The sequence below is a fragment of the Kribbella sp. NPDC104218 genome (genome assembly GCF_055584105.1).
Genome location: NZ_JBVJMQ010000001.1, coordinates 3,032,946 through 3,056,960, shown reverse-complemented (window position 1 = coordinate 3,056,960; position 24,015 = coordinate 3,032,946). Strand labels below are relative to the sequence as shown.

At 69.9% G+C, this 24,015-nt stretch carries 17 protein-coding genes; 7 read left to right on the top strand and 10 right to left on the bottom strand.

Translation table 11 applies throughout. The annotated features are described in order from the left end of the window. Positions 1-81 precede the first annotated feature (81 nt). From ACZ6ZD_RS14430 to ACZ6ZD_RS14420, 3 genes are all read right to left on the bottom strand, one after another. Complete coding sequence (locus ACZ6ZD_RS14430; RefSeq protein ID WP_465671939.1) at positions 82-3,291, bottom strand: S8 family serine peptidase; 3,210 nt, start codon at positions 3,289-3,291, stop codon at positions 82-84. A 316-nt stretch (positions 3,292-3,607) separates the two neighbouring features. Next, positions 3,608-6,916: a S8 family peptidase gene (locus ACZ6ZD_RS14425; RefSeq protein ID WP_465671937.1), complete on the bottom strand. Its 3,309-nt coding sequence runs from the start codon at positions 6,914-6,916 to the stop codon at positions 3,608-3,610. Positions 6,917-6,977: 61 nt separating this feature from the next. Then, on the bottom strand, positions 6,978-7,652 hold the full coding sequence (locus ACZ6ZD_RS14420; protein WP_465671935.1) for a transporter substrate-binding domain-containing protein: 675 nt from the start codon (positions 7,650-7,652) through the stop codon (positions 6,978-6,980). A gap of 105 nt (positions 7,653-7,757) precedes the next feature. Between ACZ6ZD_RS14420 and ACZ6ZD_RS14415 the strand changes: the two genes are divergently transcribed. Both ACZ6ZD_RS14415 and ACZ6ZD_RS14410 read left to right on the top strand, forming a co-directional pair. Further along, positions 7,758-9,032 carry a glycoside hydrolase family 18 protein gene (locus ACZ6ZD_RS14415; RefSeq protein WP_465671933.1) on the top strand — a complete coding sequence of 425 codons (1,275 nt, stop codon included), beginning with the start codon at positions 7,758-7,760 and terminating at the stop codon, positions 9,030-9,032. Beyond that, the gene (locus ACZ6ZD_RS14410) at positions 9,033-9,698 is read left to right on the top strand and encodes a phosphotransferase (RefSeq protein WP_465671931.1); all 666 of its coding nucleotides are present in this window, start codon (positions 9,033-9,035) and stop codon (positions 9,696-9,698) included. It begins immediately after the preceding gene. On the opposite strand, the gene ACZ6ZD_RS14405 is transcribed toward ACZ6ZD_RS14410, so the two are convergent. Beyond that, positions 9,695-10,681 (bottom strand): pirin family protein, encoded by a 987-nt coding sequence (locus ACZ6ZD_RS14405; protein WP_465671929.1) that lies wholly within the window; start codon positions 10,679-10,681, stop codon positions 9,695-9,697. The two genes, ACZ6ZD_RS14410 and ACZ6ZD_RS14405, sit on opposite strands and share 4 nt — an antisense overlap. Before the next feature lie 248 nt (positions 10,682-10,929). Here ACZ6ZD_RS14405 and ACZ6ZD_RS14400 point away from each other — a divergent pair, with 248 nt between their 5' ends. From ACZ6ZD_RS14400 to ACZ6ZD_RS14390, 3 genes are all read left to right on the top strand, one after another. Further along, positions 10,930-12,540, top strand: a complete 1,611-nt coding sequence (locus ACZ6ZD_RS14400; protein ID WP_465671927.1) for an ATP-binding cassette domain-containing protein — start codon at positions 10,930-10,932, stop codon at positions 12,538-12,540. A gap of 111 nt (positions 12,541-12,651) precedes the next feature. Next, positions 12,652-13,512 carry a bifunctional methylenetetrahydrofolate dehydrogenase/methenyltetrahydrofolate cyclohydrolase gene (locus ACZ6ZD_RS14395; protein ID WP_465671925.1) on the top strand — a complete coding sequence of 287 codons (861 nt, stop codon included), beginning with the start codon at positions 12,652-12,654 and terminating at the stop codon, positions 13,510-13,512. A gap of 7 nt (positions 13,513-13,519) precedes the next feature. Further along, positions 13,520-13,792 (top strand): DUF3017 domain-containing protein, encoded by a 273-nt coding sequence (locus tag ACZ6ZD_RS14390; RefSeq protein WP_465671923.1) that lies wholly within the window; start codon positions 13,520-13,522, stop codon positions 13,790-13,792. Positions 13,793-13,851: 59 nt separating this feature from the next. On the opposite strand, the gene purH is transcribed toward ACZ6ZD_RS14390, so the two are convergent. From purH to ACZ6ZD_RS14375, 3 genes are read right to left on the bottom strand one after another with little or no spacing between them, the layout of a single operon-like run. Continuing rightward, positions 13,852-15,411: a bifunctional phosphoribosylaminoimidazolecarboxamide formyltransferase/IMP cyclohydrolase gene (purH, locus tag ACZ6ZD_RS14385; RefSeq protein WP_465671921.1), complete on the bottom strand. Its 1,560-nt coding sequence runs from the start codon at positions 15,409-15,411 to the stop codon at positions 13,852-13,854. Further along, positions 15,408-16,040 carry a phosphoribosylglycinamide formyltransferase gene (gene purN / locus ACZ6ZD_RS14380; protein ID WP_465671919.1) on the bottom strand — a complete coding sequence of 211 codons (633 nt, stop codon included), beginning with the start codon at positions 16,038-16,040 and terminating at the stop codon, positions 15,408-15,410. The genes purH and purN overlap by 4 nt, the downstream gene beginning before the upstream one ends. Positions 16,041-16,050: 10 nt before the next feature. Next, on the bottom strand, positions 16,051-17,310 hold the full coding sequence (locus tag ACZ6ZD_RS14375; protein WP_465671917.1) for a cell division protein PerM: 1,260 nt from the start codon (positions 17,308-17,310) through the stop codon (positions 16,051-16,053). A 177-nt stretch (positions 17,311-17,487) separates the two neighbouring features. On the opposite strand from ACZ6ZD_RS14375, the gene ACZ6ZD_RS14370 reads away from it, so the two are divergent. Then, complete coding sequence (locus ACZ6ZD_RS14370) at positions 17,488-18,801, top strand: hypothetical protein (RefSeq protein WP_465671915.1); 1,314 nt, start codon at positions 17,488-17,490, stop codon at positions 18,799-18,801. 56 nt (positions 18,802-18,857) lie between these two features. Here the strand turns inward: ACZ6ZD_RS14370 and sucD are convergent, their stop codons facing one another. Both sucD and sucC read right to left on the bottom strand, forming a co-directional pair. Then, positions 18,858-19,748 (bottom strand): succinate--CoA ligase subunit alpha, encoded by an 891-nt coding sequence (gene sucD, locus ACZ6ZD_RS14365; RefSeq protein WP_465671913.1) that lies wholly within the window; start codon positions 19,746-19,748, stop codon positions 18,858-18,860. Positions 19,749-19,762: 14 nt separating this feature from the next. After that, positions 19,763-20,938, bottom strand: a complete 1,176-nt coding sequence (gene sucC / locus ACZ6ZD_RS14360) for an ADP-forming succinate--CoA ligase subunit beta (protein ID WP_465671912.1) — start codon at positions 20,936-20,938, stop codon at positions 19,763-19,765. Between the two features lie 181 nt (positions 20,939-21,119). Between sucC and ACZ6ZD_RS14355 the strand changes: the two genes are divergently transcribed. Continuing rightward, the gene (locus ACZ6ZD_RS14355) at positions 21,120-22,754 is read left to right on the top strand and encodes a glycoside hydrolase family 13 protein (protein ID WP_465671911.1); all 1,635 of its coding nucleotides are present in this window, start codon (positions 21,120-21,122) and stop codon (positions 22,752-22,754) included. Here ACZ6ZD_RS14355 and ACZ6ZD_RS14350 read toward each other — a convergent pair. Then, entirely contained in the window at positions 22,751-23,992 is a 1,242-nt protein-coding gene (locus ACZ6ZD_RS14350; protein ID WP_465671909.1) for a cytochrome P450, read from the bottom strand. The two genes, ACZ6ZD_RS14355 and ACZ6ZD_RS14350, sit on opposite strands and share 4 nt — an antisense overlap. Between the last annotated feature and the right edge of the window lie 23 nt (positions 23,993-24,015).

Below are 24,015 nucleotides of genomic sequence, written 5' to 3'. Positions count from 1 at the left end.
TAAGGCCCTCGCGATGCCGAAGGTTGAGTGCAGGGGCCTGCCCTGGCAGGAAGTTGCCAGGGCAGGCCCGTTCAGCGGGTATTAGCGCAGCGGGTAGGCGTTGATGGTGGTCTGGTCGGTGATGTTGCCTTGGGCATCGACCAGGTGCGCTTTCAGGGAGACGGTCTTCGCGCCCTTGGGGGTGGCGAAGATCGCCTTGTAGCCCTTGCCGGACGGGACGACGCCCGCCTTGTGCCAGGTCTTGCCGTTGTCACCGGAGACACGGATCTCCAGCTTCTTGACGGCCGGGACCTTGGCGCCGGTCTGAGCGACCAGCGTGATCGGCAGGACGGTGACCGGCGTCCGGTCGGCGACGTTGTGGTCGTCGACCTTCGGCGTGTACTGCAGGCCGGTGATCGGGAGAAGGGTCTCCTTCTCGGTGGCCGCCGACGTGAAGGTGTAGGTCAGGTCGGTCCGGCTGCTGAGCGAGGAGATCGACTCCCGGGACTGTGTGGTCTGCAGCTGGTACGTCGCCTTCCCGGCCGGCAGCCCGGACACCTCGGCGTTGCCGAAGCCCTCGAACTCACCGATCACCTCGCCGTTGCGGAGCAGCTTCGAGGACGCCGAGTCGACCTGGGTGTAGCCCGCGTTCCCGTCGCCGTCGAGCAGGTTGTTGGCCCATACGAGCAGGTAGTCCTTGTCCCGGACCGCGAGGTACGGCGAGGTCGAGAACGCGGCGGCGTGGAAGCGCTCGTCGTACTTCTTCCGGGCCTGGTAACCCTTGAACGGCGACTGCAGGTCGGTGACGATCTCCGGGAACGGCCACTCCGGGTCGGAGCTCGGGATGACCTCCTGGAAGCCCGTGCTCCAGGTCACCGGCTTGTCGTCGACGAATGCCTTGAGCGCGGTCGGCTGGTCGTAGTCCAGGACGACGGCCCAGCCGCCGCCCAGGTTCGGCGCGGCCGGGAACGCCACCCGCTCCAGCAGGCGGTCGCCGGTCACGTTGACATGCTGGTTCAGCTGGGCGAGATCCTTCGCCTTGACGTCGCGGACCAGCCCGGTCGGGAAGACACCCGGCGTCGGGTCCATCTGACCGTAGAAGACCGGCGAGTTGCTGAACCGGCCGTCCGCGGCGCGCTTGGCCCACTGCGACGACACGTACCCGGTCATCTGCTCCGGCGGCAACGCGACGCCCACCTGGGCCGTGAAGGCGCCCTCGTAGTCCTGACCGAGGTAGCTGGCATCCAGGCCGCCGCCCTCGACGCCGGACGGCGTCCAGACGAAACCGTACGTCGCGAGCGCCGGCTCGACGCCGGCGTCGGGCACGGTCACCTTGATCGGCTTGGCCGTCCGGGCGTCATGGACCGAGGTGAGGTCCTTGGTCAGCTTCACGCCTGGCTCGACGAGCGCGTAGGACTTGAAGATCTCGGGGTTGTTCGGATCCTCCTCGTACTGCGCGGTGTCGGCGACGTAGGAGCCCTTCGGCAGCCGGACGGTCGTGCCGTCCGCGTCGACGTCCACGAAGACGAAACCGGTCGGGCCGTACAGGCTGCCGGACGCTGCGGCCGGCTTGCCCTGACGGTCGAGGGCCTTGAGCGTGAAGTTGTAGCTCTCGACCTCCTTGTTGACGCCGAGGCCGGAGACGACCGTGGTGTCACCACCGGTCGCGGTCAGCCGGCCGGAGTAGGCGCCGTCCGGGCCGTTGTGCTTGGTGTTCGAGGTGACCTGCACCGAAGCGGTGCCGCCGGCCGGAACGGTGACCGAGTTCGCGCTGAGTGCGAACGCGCCGGCCGGAGCCGGGTTGCCGGCCGGGTCGGTGAAGGTCGCGGCCAGGTTCAGCGTGACGGACTGGGCGCCGAGGTTGCGGTAGGTCACCGTCTTGGTGACCGGGGTGTCGTCGTCATGCGGCCAGACGGCCGTCCCGAACGAGACGGTACCCGGGTCGGTGACGACGGTCTGCTTGATGCCCTTGGCAACATCGATGCGACCGGTGCCCTGCTGGAACACGCTCAGGTCGGCAGCCGGCTTGGCGGAGGCCATCAGGGCCGACTTGAGCTCGGCGGCCTTCCACTCCGGGTGCTGCTGGGCCAGGATCGCGGCGGCACCCACGGTGTGCGGGGTCGCCATCGACGTACCGGACGCGCTGAAGTACTTGTCACCAGGGACGGCGCTGTCCTTCGAGCGGGCGGCCACGATGTCCACGCCGGGCGCGGTCACGTCCGGCTTGACGCCGCCGTCGCCGACGCGCGGGCCGATGCTGGAGAAGTAGGCCAGCTTGTCCTGCTTGTCGACCGCGCCGACGGTCAGCGCGGCCTCCGCGCTACCCGGCGAACCGATCGAGCCAGGGCCCCGCAGGCCGGAGTTGCCCGCAGCGATCACGAAGAGCGTGCCGGTCTGCTCGGTCAGCTGGTTGACGGCCGCTTCGAGCGGGTCGATCTCGGGGGTGTCGGTGCCGCCCAGGCTGAGGTTGACGACCTTGGCCTTGACCTCGTTGGCGGCCCACTCCATGCCGGCCAGGATGCTCGACTCCGGGCAGTCGAATGCGCCGCAGACCTTGCCGCTGTACAACTTGGCGTCCGGTGCGACGCCCTTGTACTTGCCGCCGGACGCCGCGCCGGTGCCCAGGATCGTCGACGACACGTGCGTGCCGTGGCCGTCGGTGTCGCCGACCGGCTCGTCGATGAAGGTCTTGACCTCCGCGACCTGGGTCGCCAGGTCGGGATGCGCGTCGTCCACACCGGTGTCGAGGACGGCGACCTTGACGTCCTTGCCGGTGAAACCGGCTGCCCAGGCGGTCGGCGCGCCGATCTGCGGGACGGACTTGTCCAGGAACAGCTCGCGTTTGCCGTCCAGCCAGATCTTGTCGATACCGGCCGCGGAGCGCGCGGTGGAGCCGGTCAGGAACTCGGCCGCCTTGGCCTTGTCGACCTTGAGCGCCGCGCCGTTGACGACCGGCAGCTGGCGGGTCACCGTTGCCCCGGGCGCGGCGGAACGCTGTTTCGCCTGACCTGCATACGTGACGATCACCGGGATCGTCTTGGCCGACTTGTCGTCGTACTTGGCCTTGATCAGGCCGGTGACGTCGAAGAGCCGCCGGTCGAGCCGACCGGTCGCGAGCTGCTTGAAGACGTCGGACGGTACGACGTACAGGTGGTCCTTGACCTTGTAGGTCTTGAAAGTGACGCGGTCCCGCCCCTTTCCGGGTTGCACGGTCGCGCGGCCGTCGGCGCGTACGGTGACGCGGTCGCCGGTGACGAGCGTGACGGTGGCCGGCTGCGCGGTCTTACCGACCTGCGCCTGGCCGGCCCGCACAGGCCCAGGTTGAGCGGCTGAAGCCTGAGCCAGGCCTGAAAGGCCGATCCCCAGGGCGGCGATCGAGGCGACGGCGGCAACGCCGATCCGCCTCGATCGTGGTGTTGATACCACGATGAGTCCCTCCCGTTTCGGTTGTCCTCACGACGGACCCACCCGCTCTCCTCACGCAGCGGAGCCGATGGGCCACTACCGGTAGATGTCCGGTCTAGTCGATTCGGTTGCACGAACCGGAGGACATGGCAGGAACCTGCAAAAAGAGTGACCGCCTGTTCACCCTCTGCATTCAGGTCGAACAGGCGGTCACCACCACGAATTACCGCAGCGGATACGCCCCGAACGTCGTCTCTTCGGTGCGGTTCCCGTCCGCATCGACGATTTCCGTCTTCAGCGACACGGCGTCAGCGCCCTTCGGGGTCACGAAAGTCGCCCGGTAGCCGCCCTTTCCGTCCGCCGTCACCGTTGCCTTCGACCACGTCTTTCCGGCATTGCCCGAAATCTGGGTCCGGACACTCCGGATCTTCGGCAGCACCCCGTCCCGCTGGGCTTCCAGCGCGATCGGCAGCACCGTCACCGGCGTCCGGTCGACGACGTTGTCGATCCCGACCTTCGGCTGGTAACGGATCCCGATCGCCGGCAACAGGGCCTTGCGGTCCGTCGCCGCCGACGTGAACGTCCACGTCCGATCCGTCCGGGTGCTGAGCTTCGACCACGTCTGCCGGGTCATCGTGCTCTCCAGCGTGTACGTCGCCCGCTCCGGCGGCAGCCCGTCGATGTAGGCGTCACCGTAGATCGACTCCGCGATCAGCTCGCCGTTGCGGAACAGCCGGCCGGTGCTGGTGTCCCGGAAGGTCTCACCTTTGTTGCCATCGGCATCCATCAGACTGAAGTCCAGGATGTTCAGCACGTCGCGATCGCGGAAGGCCCACACCGGCGAGGTCGTGAAGGCGGCGGCGTTCATCCGCTCCCGGTACGTCTTTCCCGCCTGGTACGCGCGATGCGGGGACCACATGATCGTCGCCGCGAAACTCGGATCGGCGGGGTCGAGCTCCTCGAAGTGCCGCATCCACACGGCGCCCTGGCCGGCGACCAGCAGCCGCGCGGTCCGGCCCTGATCGAACTCCGGAGTCGCCCCGAAGGTCCATCTCATCCCGGGCGCCATCCCGAACGCGCCGAGCCGCGCCGTACGATCGCTGGCCTGGTGGATCGGGACCTCGATCGCGGCGAAGTCCTGTTCCCGCAGTGCCCGGTCGAAACCGGTCGGGAACCCGCCGGCGAAGGCGTCGAAATGGCTGTACACGTACGCCGGGTTGCGGAAGTCGCCGTCCGCGCCGGGCGGCACCCAGTCCGCGGTGAGGAACCCGGTCATCGCTCCGGGCTGCACCGCTGGGCCGACCTGGCCGGTGTAGGTGCCGTCGTAGCTGTTGCCCTCCGACATGAACGTCAGACCGCCCTCCGCGCCGGGCGCCTCCTTGCGCTCGTAGCCGACGGTCACCCGCTGGATCTTGGCCTCGGCGCGCGGCACCGTGACCGTGACCTTCTTCGCCTTCCGGCTGTCGAAGGTCACCGTGCTGTCCCCGGTCAGGTCCAGCTTCGGCTGAACCATCGTGTATCCGCGGCCGAGCGCCTCCGGGTCCTCTGGATTCGGGACGAACTGGTACGAATCCAGGAGGTACTCGCCCTTCGGCAGCCGGAAGCTGACCGGGCCCGGCTCGGGCCACATCGCGAGTGCGTCTTCACCGGTCTTGACGTTGTAGGCCATCAACGACTCGAAGCCGGCAGGCTTCCCGTCCGGATTGATGGCGATGCCCGTCACGGTGTAGTGCTCGATCTGCTTGTTGACGGCCAGCGCCGTGGTGATCGCGACGCCGTTGGCGGCGGCGGTCAGTTGGCCGGCGTAGGCACCGGTCGGGCCGTCCTTGCTGGTGTCGATGGTGACCTGCACGGCCGCGGTTCCGCCGGCGGGCACGGTGACGCTTCGGGCGCTGAGCTCCAGTGATCCGGCCGGTGCAGGTTTGCCGTCCGGCGCGGTCAGTGCGGCATCGAGCTGCAGCGTGACCGGCTGCTTGCCGCTGTTGCGGTAGGTCAGCGGCTTGGTGATCGGCTTGTCGTCGTCATGCGGGTACTCGACGAGGCCGAAGAACAGGCTGCCGGGCGAGGCGGTCACCTGCTGCTGAACGGCTTTCGCGACGTCGATGCGGCCGGCGCCCTGGTCGAATCGGGTCTGCCCGGCGATGGTCTTGGCCGCGCCCATCAGGGCACCCTTGAGCGCCTCGGCGTCCCAGTCGGGGTGCTGCTGGGCGAGGATGGCGGCGGCGCCGGCGACGTGCGGGGTCGCCATCGAGGTGCCACTGAGCTGCAGGTACCGATCGCCGACCGGGAAGCCGATTTTCGACTCGCTCGCCTTCGCGGCCACGATGCCTGCGCCGGGCGCGGTCACATCAGGTTTGAGGCCGCCGTCGCCGAGCCGCGGGCCGCGGCCGGAGAAGGCCGAGAGCTGATCCTGCCGGTTGACCGAGCCGACGGTGAGGGCGGCGTCCGCGCTCCCCGGTGTATCGACCGAGCCGGCGTCCGGGCCCCAGTTGCCGGCGGCGATCACGAACAGCGCGCCGGTCTGTTCGGTGAGCCGGTTGACGGCCTCCTCGACCGGGTCGATACCCGGGGTGTCACGACCGCCGAGGCTGAGGTTGACGACCTTCGCCTTCACCTCGGTCGCAGCCCACTCCATCCCGGCGATGATCGACGAGAGGGCGCAGTCGCCGTACTCGTCGCACACCTTGCCGTCGTACAGCTTGGCCTCCGGGGCGACGCCCTTGTACTTGCCGGACGATGCGGCCGCCGTGCCGGCGATGGTCGAGGCGACGTGCGTGCCGTGGCCGTTGCGGTCACCGGGACCGGTGCCGGTGAAGTCCTGGGCCTCGGCGACCTGCGTCGCCAGGTCAGGATGGTTGGTGTCGATGCCGCTGTCGAGGACGGCGACGGAGACGCCCTTGCCGGTGAAGCCGGCCTGCCAGGCGGCCGGAGCGCCGATCTGCCGGACCGACTGGTCCAGCGTGACCTTGCGCTTGGCGTCGAGCCAGATCTTCTGGACGCCGGACGCCGACCGGGCAGCCGTCGTCCCGGCCAGGAAGGCGGCCGCCTTGGCCTTGTCGATCTTGAGCGCGGCGCCGTTCACGACGGGCAGCTGCCGGGTGACCGTCGCGCCGGCGACGGCGGCGCGTGACTTCGCTTTCCCGTCATAGGTGACGAGGACCGGCAGCGACTTGGTCGACCGGTCGTCGTAGCCGGCCTTGATCAGCGCGGCGACGTCGAACAGCTGACGATCCAGGCGATCGGCGGCGATCTGCCGGCCGACGTCCGCCGGCAGCACCTCCACCCGGTCCTTGACGATCCGCGTCGTGAAGCGGATCTTCTCCCGGCCGGGTCCGGGGTCGATCGAGACCCGGCCCTCGGTCAGCGTGACGCGGTCGCCGGTGATCAGCGTGACCTGCCCGCTGAGCTGGCGGGTCTTCGCCGCGGTCGGTGTCGGCGCCGGGGCGGCCTGCGCCGCGGCCGGTAGGCCAAAGGTCGCGATCGAGAGCGCGGCGACGACGCCGAGCCAGCTCGATCGTGGAGCGGATCCCACGATGGGTCCCCTTTCGGTTGTCCTCGACCGATGAATGTCGCGGACACCCCGCCGGGTTGCATCACCCTTCGAGCGACCTCGAAACGAACCCGGATTCGATCAGCTCGGCGACGGCCGCGCGCAGGTAGGCGACCGTCTCCGGCTGCCGATCCTTCAGCACGCCGACGGCCTGCCGGATCTCCATGAACGGCTCGTCGATCAACCGGTACTCCGGATGCGCGGCGGCGAACGCCGTCACCGGCTGCCGGATCCCGGCGCCGGCCTCGAGCCCGTCGGCGCGGAAGACGTCGACGCCCTCGTCACCGCGCACGATCGTCGCCTGCCGCAGGGTCCGGCTCAGATGCAGGTCGTACGCCGAACCCTGTTTGACCCCGATCCGGACGCCGGGACCGTCGACGTCCGCGACCGCACGCAGGGCCGAGCCGACCGGGACGACGTACACGCCCTCGATGACGACGTACGGCTCGGTGAACGCGACCTGGTCGGCGCGGGCCGGGTCGATCGCGAGGAAACACAGGTCGGCCGCACCGGTGACGATGGCCTCGAACGACTTCCGGGCGGCGTCGAAACAGAGCAGCTCGACCGGTACGCCGAGGCGCCGGCCGAGCTCGCGGGCGATGTCGACCGTGACGCCGCGCGGATCGGCCGGCGTCCCCTGGGCGAGTACCGGGTTGCCCAGATTGATCGAGGCTCGGAGTACTCCGGTGGGAGCCAGGTCCGCGCGGACATTCGTCATGTCGCGACCTTACTCACCAGTGTTTTGAAAGGGACATTGTGTTAATCGTCGGAGCGCGCCTAGGGTGAGCCCAACTTGTCCCTGAACGCCCAATTGGGGAGTCAGATGAAGCGTCGAAAGATCAGCCTGTTGGTCGTCGCGACCGCGGTGCTGGCGGGAGGCACCGCCGTACCGGCTCAGGCGCACGGCAGCAGCAGTCAGCGCGTGGTGGGGTATTACACGCAGTGGAGCGGTTACGACCGGAACTTCCTGGTCAGTGACCTGGTCAAGAACGGATCGGCCGCCCGGCTGACCCACATCAACTACGCGTTCGGCTTCGTCGACGAGGCGGGCAGCTGCTACAGCAGCGACCCGAACGCCGACTACCAGCGCGCGTTCACCGCCGAGCAGAGTGTCAGCGGGAAGGCCGACGCGCCCGACCAGGCCCTCAAGGGCAACCTGAACCAGCTCAAGCAGCTGAAGAAGAAGTACCCGAAGCTGCGGGTGAACATCTCGCTCGGCGGCTGGACGGGTTCGAAGTACTTCTCGAACGCCGCCCTGCCGGAGAAGCGGGCCGCGCATGTGAAGTCCTGTCTCGACCTGTGGATCAAGGGCAACCTGCCCGGGCTGCCGGCCGGCGCCGCGAAGGGCGTGTTCGACGGTATCGACCTGGACTGGGAGTGGCCCGGCAGCGAGGGCAACCCCGGGAACGTGATCCGGCCCGAGGACAAGCAGAACTTCACCGGCCTCGTGCACGAGTACCGCAAGCAGCTCGACCGGTTGTCGTGGCCGTTCAAGGGCCGCCACGACCTGACCGCGTTCCTCCCGGCGGCACCGGCTCAGGTCGACCGGGGTTTCGAGGTCAAGAAGATCTTCAAGGACCTGACGTTCGCCACCACCCAGGGCTACGACTACCACGGCGCCTGGGACCCGCAGACCAACCAGCAGTCCGCGATCGACGGGCCGGAGGGTGACCCGACGGCGGCCGAGTTCAGCTCGCAGGTGACGATCGACGCCTACCTGACCCGGGGCGCGCCGCGGAGCAAGCTGGTGATGGGCGTGCCGTTCTACTCCCGCGGGTGGACCGGCGTGACGAACGCCAACAACGGCCTGTTCCAGAACGCGACCGGCCCGGCGCCGGCCACGTTCGAGGCCGGCTACGAGGACTACCGCATCCTCAAGGCCAAGCTGTCGTCGTTCACCGTGCACCGCGACAACAAGGCCGGCTTCGCCTGGCTGTTCGACGGGACGACGTTCTGGACCTGGGACGACCCGACCGAGATGAAGCGCAAGGCGCAGTACATCTCGCAGCGCAACCTCGGCGGCGCGATGATCTGGTCGCTCGACGGTGACACCGCAAATGGGGAGCTGATTTCGGCGTTGCACCGTAATCTTCGCTGAGTGAATCTCTCCGCACTCCAGGACCGGTTCGGCGCCTCCAACGCCGAACCGGTCCTGCTCGGCTACTCCGGCGCGACCGTCGTCCGGCTCGATCGCGGTCGCGAAACCCTGTATTACAAGGCCGGTGAAGGTCCGCTGGTCGCGGCTGTCGACGACGAAGCGGATCGCCTGCAGTGGCTGAACAGCGTCGACTTCCCCTGCCCGCAAGTGCTCGACCGCGGCAACGGATGGCTCCTCACCTCGGCGCTCCACGGTCGCGACGCCGCTCAGGATTGGCCGGTCGCCGCCCGTCCCCACGTCCTCGCCGCCCTGACCGAAGGCCTGCGCGCGCTGGACGCCTTGACCGACTGCCCGTTCGCCTCGCCCTTCCCAGGCGACGCCACCGCAGTCACCCACGGCGACTACTGCGCCCCCAACGTCTTCATCGACCCCGAGACCCTGCACTTCAGCGGCGTCCTGGACGTCGGCCGCCTCGGCGCCGGCGACCGCTACCTCGACCTGGCGCTGATGGCCAAAAGCCTGCGCGGCGGCCTGAACCCACAGTACGGCGGGCCACCCGCCGCACGCGCCTTCGCCGAGGCCTACGGCGCGGACTACGACGACCCGCGGATCCAGGGCTACATGGATCTCGACAACTCCGGCGCCTTCGACCCGAGGAACGCTTAGTTGCTGCTACGGAGCTCGGTGGGAGCGCCGTGGACAGCGGGGATGGTGCCGAGTTTGCCGGCCTGGAAGTCCTCGAAGGCCTGGACGACCTCGGCGCGGGTGTTCATCACGAACGGGCCGGCCATCGCGATCGGCTCGCGGATCGGGCGACCGCCGATGACCAGGACGTCGAGGTTCGGCTCGGCCTGGGGCTGTTGCTGCGCGGCCGCCGTCCGGATGGTGTCGCCGGGGCCGAAGACGGCCAGCTGGCCCTTGCGGAAGGGACGGCGGTCGGCGCCGACGGTGCCCTGGCCGGCCAGGACGTAGACGAGCGCGTTGTAGTCGGGCTGCCAGGGCAGCACGAGCTCGGCGCCCGGGCTGACCGTCGCGTGGACGAGCGTGATCGGGCTGTACGTCGAACCCGGACCGTCGTGGCCGTCGACCGAGCCGGCGATGACGCGGATGAGCGCGCCGCCGTCATGCGTCGACAGCAGTGCGGAGTCGCCGCCGCGGATGTCCTGGTAGCGCGGCGCCGCCCACTTCTGCGCCTTGGGCAGGTTGACCCAGAGCTGTACGCCGTGGAACAGGCCGCCGCTCATGACCAGGTGCTCCGGCGGGGTCTCGATGTGCAGCAGGCCGGAGCCCGCCGTCATCCACTGGGTGTCGCCGTTGGAGATGACACCGCCGCCGCCGTTGGAGTCCTGGTGCTCCATGATGCCGTCGAGCATGTAGGTGACGGTCTCGAAGCCGCGGTGCGGGTGCCACGGCGTCCCCTTCGGCTCACCCGGCGCGTACTCGACCTCGCCCATCTGGTCCATGTGGATGAACGGGTCCAGGTCCTTCAGGTCGACGCCGGCGAACGCGCGGCGGACCGGGAAACCCTCGCCCTCGTAGCCGGTCGGCGCCGAGGTGACCGACTTGACCGCCCGCTCCCGGGCGACCGCCGGGTCCGGCTGGTGGATGCGGGGCAACACAGTGATGTCGCTGACGGTCACGGCGGGCATGGTGTCTCCTCCTGGCTAAGTAGTTCAAGAATAAACTATCTGGTCGAACCCTCGCAAGGGGCGGGTAATTCCCGCGACACGGGTGCGGCGCCCTGTTACGGTCGTGCCATGGGTCAATACATGTTCTTCGTCTGACAGCACGGACTCCCGCGGCGCCCACTCTCGGCCGGCCGCGGTTCTGACGTCCGCTGTCCATTCATGACCCCGAACCACGGCAGAGCGCTGTCCGGGTTCGTTTCGGAGGAAGTATGTCCACCACCATTGCCCTGCCCACGCGCGCCCATTTGAGTGCCACTGGCCTCCGGATCGCCCGGGGCGGGCATCCGGTTCTGAACGGCGTCGACCTGACCGTGTCGGCCGGCGATCGGCTCGGGCTGGTCGGCGAGAACGGGCGTGGCAAGACCACGCTGCTGCAGATCCTGGCCGGTCGGCTGGTCGCCGACGAAGGCGAAGTACGGCGTACCGGCGGGATCGGGATCGCCGACCAGGAGATGCCGATCGACGACAGCCGGACCGTCGGCGACCTGATCGACGTCGAGCTGGCCGCCGTCCGGGCTGCGCTGGCGGCGTTCGACGCGGCGACCGAGGCGCTCACCGAAGAGCGGCCCGGGGCCGACGACCAGTACGCCGAAGCGCTCGCCGTGGCCGAGGCGCTGGACGCCTGGGACGCCGACCGGCGGGTCGACATCGCGCTCGCGGCGTTGGGTGCGATCGACGATCGGAGCCGGGTGCTCGCGACGCTGTCGGTCGGGCAGCGGTACCGGATCCGGCTGGCCTGCCTGCTCGGCGCCGGACACGATCTGCTGTTGCTCGACGAGCCGACCAACCACCTGGACGCCGGTGGGCTCACGTACCTGACCGCGCAGCTGCGGGCGCATCCGGGCGGCGTCGTACTGGTCAGCCACGACCGGGCGCTGCTGTCGGACGTCGCGACGTCCATCCTGGATCTGGATCCGACCAGCGACGGGCTACCGCGCACGTACGGCGGTGGCTACGCCGGGTACCAGCAAGGGCGCGCGGCCGAACGGGACCGCTGGGAGGACGAGTACCGCACGCAGGTTGCGGAGCGGCAGCGGCTGGCCGACGACCTGTCGACGGCGCAGAACCGGCTGTCGACCGGCTGGCGTCCGGACAAGGGCACCGGCAAGCACACCCGGGCGACGCGGGCGCCGGCGCTGGTCCGCGCGGTGCATCGCCGGCAGGAGGATCTCGAGGCGCATGTCATCGCCGTCCCCCGGCCGCCGATGCGGTTCCGGGTGCCGGAGCTCGGGTCACGACCGGGGGCGACGTTGATCCAGGCGACGGACGTCGGGGTCGCGGGGCGGCTCGAGCCGGTCGCGCCGGTGCTGCTGCAGTCGGGTGACCGGCTGCTCGTCACCGGGCCGAACGGCGCCGGGAAGTCAACGCTGCTCGGCGTCCTGGGTGGCCGGATCACGCCGTCCAGCGGGACGGTTCAGCATGGACCGAACGTGCGGATCGGGCTGCTCGGGCAGGAGTCGCCCGAGCCGTCCGGGCGGCGTGCGTACGAGGTGTACGACGCCGCGGTCGCCCGGCTGGTCAGTACCGGACAGCTGACCGACACGGTCTCGCTGAGCGAGCTCGGGTTGCTCGGCTCCCGGGAGGCCTCCCGGCCGGTCGGCGAGCTGTCGATCGGTCAGCAGCGGCGGCTGGACCTCGCGATCCTGCTGGCGTCCCGCCCGCACGTCGTCCTCCTCGACGAGCCGACCAACCACCTCTCGATCGCCCTGGTCGACGAGCTCACCGCAGCACTACAGACGACCGCAGCCGCAGTCGTAGTCGCCACCCACGACCGGCAACTGCTGCGCGACCTGAGCGACTGGCCCCGGCTGGAGCTCTAGTGCGAACCGCCAGGCCATCACAATCGGCGCCGCCGCCCGCTTCCACGCGGGACGGCGGCGTCCGGGAGCAGTTGTGAAGCTGTAGCGGTCCGCATGGCAGACTCCTGCCTTGTGACCGCGCAGATTCTGGATGGCAAGGCGACGGCGGCGGCGATCAAGGACGAGCTGAAGGTCCGGGTCGCGAAGCTGGCGGAGCAGGGTGCAGTGCCCGGCCTGGGCACGATTCTGGTCGGCGACGACCCGGGCAGCCGGGCGTACGTCGCCGGGAAGCACCGCGACTGCGCGGCGGTCGGGATCGCCTCGATCCAGATCGAGCTGCCGGACACCGCCACCCAGGAAGAGATCGCGGCCGAGGTCCAGAAGCTCAACGCGGACCCGGCCTGCACCGGGTTCATCGTCCAGCTGCCGCTGCCCAAGCACGTCGACACCAACACCATCCTCGGCCTGATCGACCCGGCCAAGGACGCCGACGGCCTGCACCCGGTCAGCCTCGGCAAGCTCGTCCTCGGCCAGGACGGCCCGCTGCCCTGTACCCCGAAGGGCTGCGTCGAGCTGCTCCGCCGCTACGACGTCCCGATCGCCGGCGCGCACGTGGTCGTCGTCGGCCGCGGCGTCACCGCGGGCCGCCCGATGGGCCTGCTGTTCACCCGCCGCTCGGAGAACGCGACCGTCACCCAGTGCCACACCGGCACCACCGACCTGGCCGCCGTCGTCCGCACCGCCGACATCGTGATCGCCGCCGCCGGCTCGGCCGGCCTGATCACCGCCGACATGGTCAAACCCGGCGCCGTCCTGCTCGACGTCGGCACCAGCCGCTCCCCCGAGGGCAAGATCGTCGGCGACGTCGCCCCCGAGGCCCGGGACGCCGCCGCCTGGATCGCCCCGATGCCCGGCGGTATCGGCCCGATGACCCGGGCCATGCTCCTCACCAACGTCGTCGAGGCCGTCGAGGCCGCCACCGCGCGGGCGTGACGTGCTGATGGCAGGCGAGGCCCAGCGCCGCAGCACCGAGTGGCCCCTGGCCCTCACCCTCCTGGTCGCCGCCACCGGCCTCGTCATCCTCACCTTCTACAACTGGCGCAACGGCGTCCTCACCTTCGCCGCCGCCCCCGCCCTCGCCGCCCTCCTCCGAGCCACCCTCCCCGAACGCACCGCCGGCCTCCTCCACGTCCGCGGCCGCACCTTCGACATCCTCTTCCTCCTCGCCACCGCCGCCGCCATCACCACCCTCGCCCTCATCGTCCCCAACTGAGGCGCACGAACGAGAACACCCCCAGGTCCTGAGGACCTGGGGGTGTTTGCCGGGGTGGGTCAGTGGAAGAAGTGGCGGGTGTTGGTGAAGTACATGGTGATGCCGGCTTTGGTGGCGGCTTCGACGGCGGCTTCGTCGCGGATGGAGCCGCCGGGCTGGACTACTGCTTTGACGCCGGCTTCGAGGAGGACTTCGAGGCCGTCGGGGAAGGGGAAGAAGGCGTCGGAGGCGGCGACGGAGCCGGGGGCCCGGTCGGCGGCGCGGGCGACGGCCAGGCGGCAGGAGTCGACGCGGTTGACCTGGCCCATGCCGACGCCTACGGAGGCGCCGTCGGCGGCGAGGAGGATGGCGTTCGACTTGACGGCGCGGCAGGCCTTCCAGGCGAAGGCGAGGTCGGCGAGGACCTCGGGGGTGGCGGCTTCGCCGGCGGCGAGGGTCCAGTTGGCGGGGTCGTCGCCGGCGGCCTGGAAGCGGTCGGAGTGCTGGAGCAGGAGGCCGCCGCTGATGGCGCGCATCTCGACCTGCTCGGCGGCCGAGACCGCGGGTGCGACCAGGAGCCGGATGTTCTTCTTGGCCTGGAGGATCTCGGCGGCGCCGTCCTCGAAGGCCGGGGCGACCAGCACCTCGGTGAAGATCTCGGCGACCTGCTTGGCCAGCTCGACGGTGACCGGGCGGTTGGTGGCGATGACACCGCCGTACGCCGAGACCGGGTCGCACTCGTGGGCGCGGCGGTGCGCCTCGGCGATGTCGGCGCCGACGGCGATCCCGCACGGGTTGGCGTGTTTGATGATCGCGACCGCGGGCTCGGTGAAGTCGTACGCCGTCCGCCGCGCGGCGTCCGCGTCGACGTAGTTGTTGTACGACATCTCCTTGCCGTGCAACTGCTCCGCGGCGGCCAGGCCCTCGCGGCCGTTGGTGTAGAGGGCGGCGGGCTGGTGCGGGTTCTCGCCGTAGCGCAGGACGGCCTTCTTGTCCCAGGCGGCGCCGACCCAGGCCGGGAAGCCGGAGCCCTCGGAGCTGTCGGTGAGCACGTTGCCCATCCAGGACGCGACGGCGACGTCGTACTCGGCCGTGTGCACGAAGGCGGCCGCGGCCAGCTTCTTGCGGTCCTCGAGCGAGAAGCCGCCCTCGTCCAGCACGCTGTAGATCAGGTCGTACTGCGCGGGCGAGGTGACGATCGCGACGCTCGGGTGGTTCTTCGCGGCGGCCCGGACCATCGACGGCCCGCCGATGTCGATCTGCTCGACGCACTCGTCGGGTGACGCGCCGGAGGCGACCGTCTCGGTGAACGGGTACAGGTTGCTGACGACCAGGTCGAACGGCTCGACCCGCATCTCCTTCAGCTGCTCGACGTGCTCCGGCTTGCGCAGGTCGGCCAGGATGCCGGCGTGGACCATCGGGTGCAGCGTCTTGACCCGCCCGTCCAGGCACTCCGGGAACCCGGTCAGCTCCTCGACCTTGGTCACCGGGACGCCGGACGCGGCGATCCGGGCCGCGGTGGAGCCGGTCGACACCAGCTGGACGCCGGCGTCGGACAGCGCCTTCGCGAGCTCCTCCAGACCGGTCTTGTCGTAGACGCTGATCAGCGCCCGGCGGATCGGCCTGCGGTCGGTGCTCACTTCAGTCGAACCTTTCGTCCGGTGATGGTCCAGCCGTCGCGGACGAGCCGGCCGACCCACTCCACCAGCTGGCGGCGTTCGACCTCCTTGATCCGCTCGGTGAGGGTGTCCTCGGTGTCGTCGTCCTCGACGGGTACGACGACCTGCGCGATGATCGGGCCGGTGTCGACCCCGCCATCGACGAAGAACAGGGTGGCGCCGGCGACCTTGACGCCGTACGCGAGCGCGTCCCGCGGCCCGTGGATCCCGGGGAAGGCGGGCAGCAGCGCGTTGTGGGTGTTGATGTACCGGTCGCCGAAGGCAGCCAGGAAGTCGTCCCCGACCAGCTTCAGGAAGCCGGCCGACACGACCAGATCAGGCTGGTACTGCGCGACCGACGCGGTCAGCGCCTGGTCCCACTCGGCCCGCTCGGCGTAGTCCTTCACCTTGTGGACGAACGTCGGCACACCGGCCGCGGCCGCACGCTCCAGACCGACGGTTCCGTCCCGGTCCGCGCCGACGGCAACCACCTGAGCGCCGTACGCCGGGTCCGCCGCAGCGTCGAGCAGAGCCTGCAAATTCGACCCGGAGCCCGAGACGAGCACGACGAGCCGTGCAGGCTGAGGGGTGGGCGCAACGGGGTCTGTCACGCCGGGAAGCCTATCGCTCGGCTTCAGGCTCCGGTTCAGCCGGTCTGCGGGCAGCCATCACGGCAGCGGTGATGGCGGCCCCGATAGCCATCCCAGCGGTCAGTACGCCGGCAGCGGGCAAAGCACCCGGTACGCCGACCTCAGCCATCCGCCCCGGGCCCGCTGCGCCACCGGACAGGGCGAACAGCACGAAGAAGGCCACCCCGGCCACCAGAGCCGCGATTCCGCCGCGCAGCGCGAACGCATCCCAGCCCAGCGCGTCTGTGTGCTGCTCGGCCCGGCCTCGGCGTACGACGATCAGCCCGGCCACAGCGCCGGCTCCCAGCGGGACGAGCGCGGTCAACACGAGTAGATAGGTCGGCGTCGCGCCGTCCGCGGGGACTGCGGCCAGCAACGGCAGCGCGGGCAGGTTGCCGACGTCGACGCCGGTGGGGGCGATCGTCGTACCGACTCCGAGCTGGAAGCCCGGACCGGCCAGGAACGCCACGACGTACAGAATCACGTTCGGGACGAGCATCAGGCAGATCGCGAAGAGTACGACCGAGCCGATCACTCCGGCGCCCAGCAGCTCCAGCATGCCGGTGGCGCGAGAGAAGTGGATGGCGAGCAGTACGCCGTACAGGACCGACGCCACGGCGAGCACAGTGAGTACGGCGGCCGCAGCAGCCGGTACGGCGTCCCGTAGACCGCTTGGGGTCGCATCGGCCAAGTCGTGCCCCGCACCGGACTCGACCAGGACGCCGAGCGCCCCGGCGACCAGCGCGAGCGAGGCGGCGCCGAAGAAGGCGGATACCGGTGAGGCGTGCAGCGTGCCCTCGGAGGTGAGCAGCGCCACGATCAGGGCGCCGAGACCGTAGGAAACGGCGTACGTACCGATGAGGGTGAGCAGCTCTTGAGTGCGGTCGGCCGCGCTTGTGCGGGCGGCGGACTTACCGCCGCGGTACAGACACCAGGCGAAGAACAGCGTCAGGCCGAGGGGGGCGACGGAAATGCCGGCACCGCCCAGCGTCACGCCGGACTTGTGTGCGATCAGCCAAACGGACGCACCGGCCCGGACGGCGCCGGACGCACTGCCGAAGGTTGCAGCCAGCCAGCCGATGACGGCGACCGCCGTACAGGTCAGGAGGCCCGTGAGCAGACAGGCGCCTGCCGAGAGCACCGCCGACAGGATGACAGGCCTGGTCGGGGCGGCGTCCGGAGCCTGAGCGGGGCCGGGCGCGGGGGCAGAGTCGCCGCCAGGAGCGCCCGGGCGGCTGAGCGTGTCGGTCATCTGACTCCCATGGTCGCTCCACTGCTGGACACCGCTGTGCCGGACACGCCGGATATGAAAGACTTCGGGCCGCTTGCTCACGCTCGGTCCCCGCCCGGAGGTCCAGGGGTAGCAGATTGTGGGCGATCCGGATCCACCGAGTACTGTCGGTCGGAGTCAGTGTCAGGAGGTCGAGCTTTGGCCGGTTCCCACCGCGCAGCCCGTGGAGGCGGTCGCGCCGCTGCCCGTGAGGTCCGCCGGCAGAAGGCGCGCAAGCGGAACCAGACGATCGCCGCCGGCGCCGCTGTGGTGGTGCTGGTCGGCGGCGGCAGTGTCGCCGCGCTGAGCGCCTTCGGCGGGGACGATTCCGCAGGCCCCAAGGGCGGCGACGACAAGCCGAGCAAGTCCAAGGTCCTCGGCAGCGACGCCGCGTTACTCGACACGGCCGGGGTCAAGACCCTGAGCGCCACCGGCAGCTGGGACATGAAGACGCTGGGCGGCGGTGACGACACGAGTCATGTGTTCGTCTGCCAGTCGCAGAGCGTCGCCGACGCCTCCGCCGCACGAAACTGGGTGCGCACGTTCCAGAACCGCTCCACCAAGGAGACCGCCGTCCAGTACGTCGAGGTCTCGAACGACGCGACCGCGGCGAGCAAGGCCTACACGACGATCGTCGGCTGGTTCAGCGGTTGCGTGTCCGAGAAGCGGACCAGGCTGACCGCCGCCTACCAGACCACCGGGCTCGGCGACCGCGGCTGGATCGGCGTCTTCGCCCAGCCGGCCGGCGCGAAGACGAAGTACAAGGCGATCTCGGTCACGCTGGCCGGGCAGGCCACGGTCGTCGTCCAGCACGACAGCATCGGGTCCGCGGCGCCCAAGCCGGCCGCGCTGCTGAGTACGACGTCCGCCGCCGTTCAGAAGGTCTGCGCCGAATCGGGCGGCTGCGGCAGCGGGACGCCGGCGGCCAAGCCGAGCCTGCTGCCGACGTCCGAGCCGCCCGGTTTCATGGCGCCGGTCGACCTGCCCATCCTGGGCGCCGTCGACAAGCCCTGGGTCGGGACGCCGGCCAAATCCGCCAACATCCTGCAGTGCGTCATCGACCCGAAGAAGGAGAAGGCGACCAAGGTCAGCACCCAGACCTACCTCGCCCCCGGCGCCGAGGTCCCCACCGAGTTCGGCCTCGACGACACGGTCGCGCGCTTCTCGGCCGCCGGCGCCTCGGCGTACGTCACCAAGTTCCGCCGGAGCCTGGACGGCTGCCAGAAGGCGAACTCGACCGCCAAGGTCAGCTCCACCGGCGCCATCTCCGCCGGTGACATCAAGGGCGAAGCCTGGGAAGCCTCCTTCGAGACCGGTAAGTCGAAGAAGTTCAAGGTCCGGATCGGCGTAGCCCTCAACGGCACCCACGCCGTCTACCTCCTCTACCCCGTCCTCCCCGACCTCGACATCTCCGACGCCGCCTTCCTCGACACCCTCACCCGCGCCGCCGAACGCTCCGCCACCTTCAAATAGCAAGGCAAATAGAACAAGGCCCGCAACCGGTCGGTCGCGGGCCTCGTTCGAGGGTGTTACTTGGTCAGGCTCTGCATGATTTCGCGCATCAGGTTGGCGGTCTCGGTCGGGGTCTTGCCGACCTTGACGCCGACGGCCTCGAGGGCCTCCTGCTTGGCGGCCGCGGTGCCGGAGGAGCCGGAGACGATGGCGCCGGCGTGGCCCATGGTCTTGCCCTCGGGAGCGGTGAAGCCGGCCACGTAGCCGACGACCGGCTTGGTGACGTTGTCCTTGATGAAGGCGGCGGCCCGCTCTTCGGCGTCGCCGCCGATCTCGCCGATCATGACGATCGCGTCGGTGTCCGGGTCGTCCTGGAACGCCTGCAGCGCGTCGATGTGCGTCGTCCCGATGATCGGGTCGCCGCCGATGCCGATCGCGGTGGAGAAGCCGAAGTCCCGCAGCTCGTACATCATCTGGTAGGTCAGCGTGCCGGACTTCGACACCAGACCGATCCGGCCCTGGCCGGCGATATCGGCCGGGATGATGCCGGCGTTCGACGCACCCGGCGTGATGATGCCCGGGCAGTTCGGGCCGATGATCCGGGTCTTGCCGGACGCCTGCGCGGCGGCGAAGAACGCGGCGGTGTCGTGGACCGGCACGCCCTCGGTGATCACCACGACCAGCGGCACCTCGGCCGCGACGGCCTCCAGGACGGCGTCCTTGGTGAACTTCGGCGGCACGAAGATGACGGAGACGTTCGCACCGGTCTGGGCCACGGCGTCGGCGACCGTGCCGAACACCGGCACCGCCGTCCCGTCGAAGTCCTGGCTGGTGCCCGCCTTCCGCGGGTTCACGCCACCGACGATGTTGGTGCCGGAGGCAAGCATCCGGGTGGTGTGCTTGGTGCCTTCCGAGCCGGTCATGCCCTGGACGATGACCTTGCTGTCCTTGGTCAGGAAGATAGACATTGTTCAGCGATCCCTTACTTCGCAGCCAGCTCGGCGGCCCGCTTGGCGGCGCCGTCCATGGTGTCGACCCGCTCCAGACCGGCGAGACCCGCCTCGTCGAGGATCCGGCGGCCCTCCTCGGCGTTGTTCCCGTCCAGCCGGACGACCAGCGGCTTGCTCACGGCCTCGCCGCGCGCGGCCAGCAGCTCGAAGGCCTGCACGATGCCGTTCGCGACCGCGTCACAGGCGGTGATGCCGCCGAAGACGTTCACGAACACGCTCTTCACCTGCGGGTCGGAGATGATGATCTCCAGACCGTTGGCCATCACCTCGGCCGACGCGCCGCCGCCGATGTCGAGGAAGTTGGCCGGCTTCTGCCCGCCGAACTCCTCACCCGCGTACGCGACGACGTCCAGCGTGCTCATGACGAGACCCGCGCCGTTGCCGATGATGCCGACGGAGCCGTCGAGCTTCACGTAGTTCAGGCCCTTGGCCTTGGCCGCGGCCTCCAGCGGGTCGGCCGCCGAGGTGTCGGCGAAGTCCGCGTGCTCGGGGTGCCGGAAGTCGGCGTTCTCGTCCAGCGAGACCTTGCCGTCGAGCGCCTCGACGCGGCCGTCCTTCAGCTTGACCAGCGGGTTGACCTCGACCAGCGTCGCGTCCTCGCTGAGGAAGACGCCGTACAGCTTGACGATCTCCGGCGCGACGGCGTCGATGATGTCGGCCGGGTAGCCGGCCGCGGTCGCGATCTCGCGGGCCTTCGCCTCGTCGACACCGGTGGCCGGGTCGATCGAGATCTTGGCGACCGCGTCCGGGTTGGTGTGCGCGACCTCCTCGATCTCCATCCCGCCGGCGGCGGAGGCGATGCAGAGGTAGTTGCGGTTGGCGCGGTCGATCAGGAACGAGAAGTAGTACTCCTCGGCGATCGCCGCGGCCGGGACGATGTTCAGCGTCTTGACGATGTGACCCTTGATGTCGAGCCCGAGGATCTCGCGGGCGCGCTCCTCGGCCTCGTCCGGGTTCGCGGCCAGCTTGACGCCGCCGGCCTTGCCGCGGCCGCCGGTCAGCACCTGGGCCTTCACGACCACCGTGCCGCCGCCGAGCTTCTCGGCCGCCGCGCGGGCGTCCTCCGGCGTGGTGACGACTTCACCCACCGTCGTCCCTACACCGTGCTTGGCGAAGACAGTCTTCGCCTGGTACTCCATCAAGTCCACGACTGTGGTCCCTCTCTCGCCTGTTCGAGTTGGGCCGCGGCAGGCTGCGGTGCAGAGGGCACGGTCGCCGGCGCGTTCCGTCGGCCTGAGACTAGCCACCTGCGGCGTCGACGCGACAGGCGGGGTACACGCTGAGACGACCGTCACAGCGGACGCGCGTCCGCGTGCGACGCTGGACGGCATGACAGAACAAGCGACCAGACCAGCTGCCGACTGGTGGCGTAGCGCCGTCGTCTACCAGGTGTACCCGCGCTCGTTCGCCGACTCCGACGGGGACGGCACCGGCGACCTGAACGGCATCCGGGCCCGGCTGCCCTACCTGGCCGGCCTCGGCGTGGACGCCGTCTGGATCAGCCCCTGGTACCCGTCCCCGCTGCTGGACGGCGGGTACGACGTGTCCGACTACCGCGACATCAACCCCGACTTCGGCACGCTGGCGGACGCCGACGCCCTGATCGCCGAGGCGCACGCGCTCGGGCTGCGGATCCTGATCGACCTGGTCCCGAACCACTGCTCCTGGGAGCACCCCTGGTTCAAGGCGGCGCTCGCGGCCGGCAAGGGCTCCCCCGAGCGCGAGCTGTTCTGGTTCCGGGACGGCGTCGCGGGCCGTCCACCGACGAACTGGCCGGCCACCTTCGGCGGCGGCGCCTGGCAGCAGATCGATGACGGCCAGTGGTACCTGCACATGTTCGACATCAGCCAGCCGGACTGGAACTGGGACCACCCGAAGGTGATCGAGGAGTTCGACTCGATCCTGCGGTTCTGGTTCGACCGCGGGGTCGACGGGTTCCGGATCGACGTCGCCGATTCGATGGCCAAGGACGCGACGCTGCCCGACGTACCGCTGAAGGATGGGCAGCCGACCAGCGAGAAGTACGTCGGCAACCCGTTCTACGACCAGCCCGGCGTCCACACCATCCACCAGCGCTGGCGAGCGATCGCCGACGAGTACGCCGATACGCCGCAAGGGGCGCGGGTGTTCGTGGCGGAGGCGTGGCTGTCACCGCCGGAGCGGCTTGCACAGTACGTACGGCCGAATGAGCTGCAGTCGGCGTTCAACTTCGACGCGCTGCGCGCTGCGTGGGAGGCGAAGGACCTGCGCGAGGTGGTCGACCGCTCGACGCACAGCCTGTGGGCCGTCGGCGCACCGGCGACGTGGGTGCTCAGCAACCACGACACCATCCGGCACCGCACCCGGTACGGCCGCGCGCCCGCAGACGCGCTGGAGGGCGCCGGCGTCGTACCGACCGACCTGGCGCTCGGACTGCGGCGCGCCCGGGCCGCAGCGCTGCTGGAGCTCGCACTGCCGGGCGGTGCGTACATCTACCAGGGTGACGAGCTCGGACTGCCGGAGGTGGAGGACCTGCCCGAGGAGGTCCTCGATGACCCGGTCTGGGAGCGGTCCGGCCACACCAACCGCGGCCGCGACGGCTGCCGCGTCCCCATCCCATGGTCGGGTACCGAACCGCCGTACGGCTTCGGCCCCAGTGACGGCCAGCCCTGGCTCCCCCAGCCGGCCGACTGGGCCGCTCTGACCGCAGAGTCCCAGCAGAACACCCCCGGCAGCCATCTGAACCTCTACAAAGCCGCACTGAAGATCCGCCGCGACCACGCCGACCTGGGCGACGGCCGCCTCACCTGGGACGACAACACCCCCTCCGACGTCCTCTCCTTCACTCGCGGCTCCTTCCGCTGCATCACCAACTTCGGTTCCAACCCAGCCGAGCTGCCACCGCACAGCGCCGTCCTGCTGAGCAGTGGCGAGCTGATCGACGGCCGGCTGCCGACCGACGTCACGGCGTGGCTGGAGAGCTAGACCGCGAGCGGGAGGCTCAGGAAGCCGCGGACCAGGGAGGAGGGGCGCGGCTGGGCTGGGGCGGTTTGGTGGAGGGTGGGTAGGCGGGTGGCCAGGGCTCGGAAGGCCAGGTCGCCTTCCATCCGGGCCAAGGGTGCGCCGAGGCAGTAGTGCGGGCCGGTGGCGAAGGCGAGGTGCTCTTTCGGGGTGTCTCGGTGGATGTCGAAGGTGTCCGGGTTCGGGAACACCTCCGGGTCGCGGTTGGCCAGGCCGAACATGATCAGGACGGGCGCGTCGGCGGGGAGGTCGACTCCGGCGACGGTGATCGGGTCGTGGGTGAAGCGGACGCCGAACTGGAACGGACTCTCGAAGCGCAGCGTCTCCTCGACGACCCGGGGAGCCAGCTCGGGATCGGCGCACAGCATCGCCCACTGCTCCGGATGATCGAGGAGCAGCTGGACGCCGTTGCCGAGCAGGTTGACCGTGGTCTCGAACCCGGCCAGCAGGAGCAGACCGGCCGTCGTCACCAGCTCCTCCGCGGTGATCCGGTCCGCGTCGAGAGCGGTCACGAGCGTCGAGATGACGTCGTCCCCCGGGTTCTTCGAACGCTCCTCGATCAGCTCGGCGAACAGCGTGCGCAGCGCGTGGCTGACCGCGCGGATCTCCGGTACGTCGGCCGCCCGGTCCAGGTCGACCGCGGACCCGACCACCTTCCCGTAGTGCGCGAACGCCGCGTCGTCGCCGTCCGGTACGCCGAGCAGCTCGCGGATCACCGTGATCGGCAGCGGACCGGCGAACCGCTCGATCAGGTCGAACTCCCGCGCGACCTCGAGCTCGTCGATCAGCTCGTCGATCACCGAGCTGATCCGCTGCTCGTACGCCGGCATCCGGCCGCGACTGAACGCCGGCGTGACGAGGCGCCGGAGCCGGGTGTGATCGGGCGCGTCCATCTCCAGGAAGGTGTTCGTCCAGGGCGGCTGGACGCCGAGGTTCTGCTGGTACGGCGGGCGGCCGTCGGCATGCCGGACGCCGATCCGCCGATCCCGGAGCAGGGCCTCGCAGGCGTCGTACGTGGTGGCGACCCAGACGCCGGACAGGGACTTCCACAGCGGGCCGCGGGCGCGCATCCGCTGGAGCACCGGATACGGATCGTCACGACGGCTCGGGTGCTGGAAGTCGCTGACGGGGTCGCCGAGCAGGCGGAGCAGGCGCTGGATCGCGCGTTGAGCGGCGAATTGTGCGGTCAGGCCGAGGTCCATCGGGTTCCCTCCCGGATCAACTG

Bases quoted from the DNA above. Each gene is read 5' to 3' on its own strand.
- ACZ6ZD_RS14420 (WP_465671935.1), bottom strand. From the start codon at position 7,652: ATGACGAATGTCCGCGCGGACCTGGCTCCCACCGGAGTACTCCGAGCC.
- ACZ6ZD_RS14415 (WP_465671933.1), top strand. From the start codon at position 7,758: ATGAAGCGTCGAAAGATCAGCCTGTTGGTCGTCGCGACCGCGGTGCTG.
- ACZ6ZD_RS14405 (WP_465671929.1), bottom strand. From the start codon at position 10,681: ATGCCCGCCGTGACCGTCAGCGACATCACTGTGTTGCCCCGCATCCAC.
- ACZ6ZD_RS14400 (WP_465671927.1), top strand. From the start codon at position 10,930: ATGTCCACCACCATTGCCCTGCCCACGCGCGCCCATTTGAGTGCCACT.
- ACZ6ZD_RS14390 (WP_465671923.1), top strand. From the start codon at position 13,520: ATGGCAGGCGAGGCCCAGCGCCGCAGCACCGAGTGGCCCCTGGCCCTC.
- ACZ6ZD_RS14375 (WP_465671917.1), bottom strand. From the start codon at position 17,310: ATGACCGACACGCTCAGCCGCCCGGGCGCTCCTGGCGGCGACTCTGCC.
- sucD (WP_465671913.1), bottom strand. From the start codon at position 19,748: ATGTCTATCTTCCTGACCAAGGACAGCAAGGTCATCGTCCAGGGCATG.
- ACZ6ZD_RS14355 (WP_465671911.1), top strand. From the start codon at position 21,120: ATGACAGAACAAGCGACCAGACCAGCTGCCGACTGGTGGCGTAGCGCC.
- ACZ6ZD_RS14350 (WP_465671909.1), bottom strand. From the start codon at position 23,992: ATGGACCTCGGCCTGACCGCACAATTCGCCGCTCAACGCGCGATCCAG.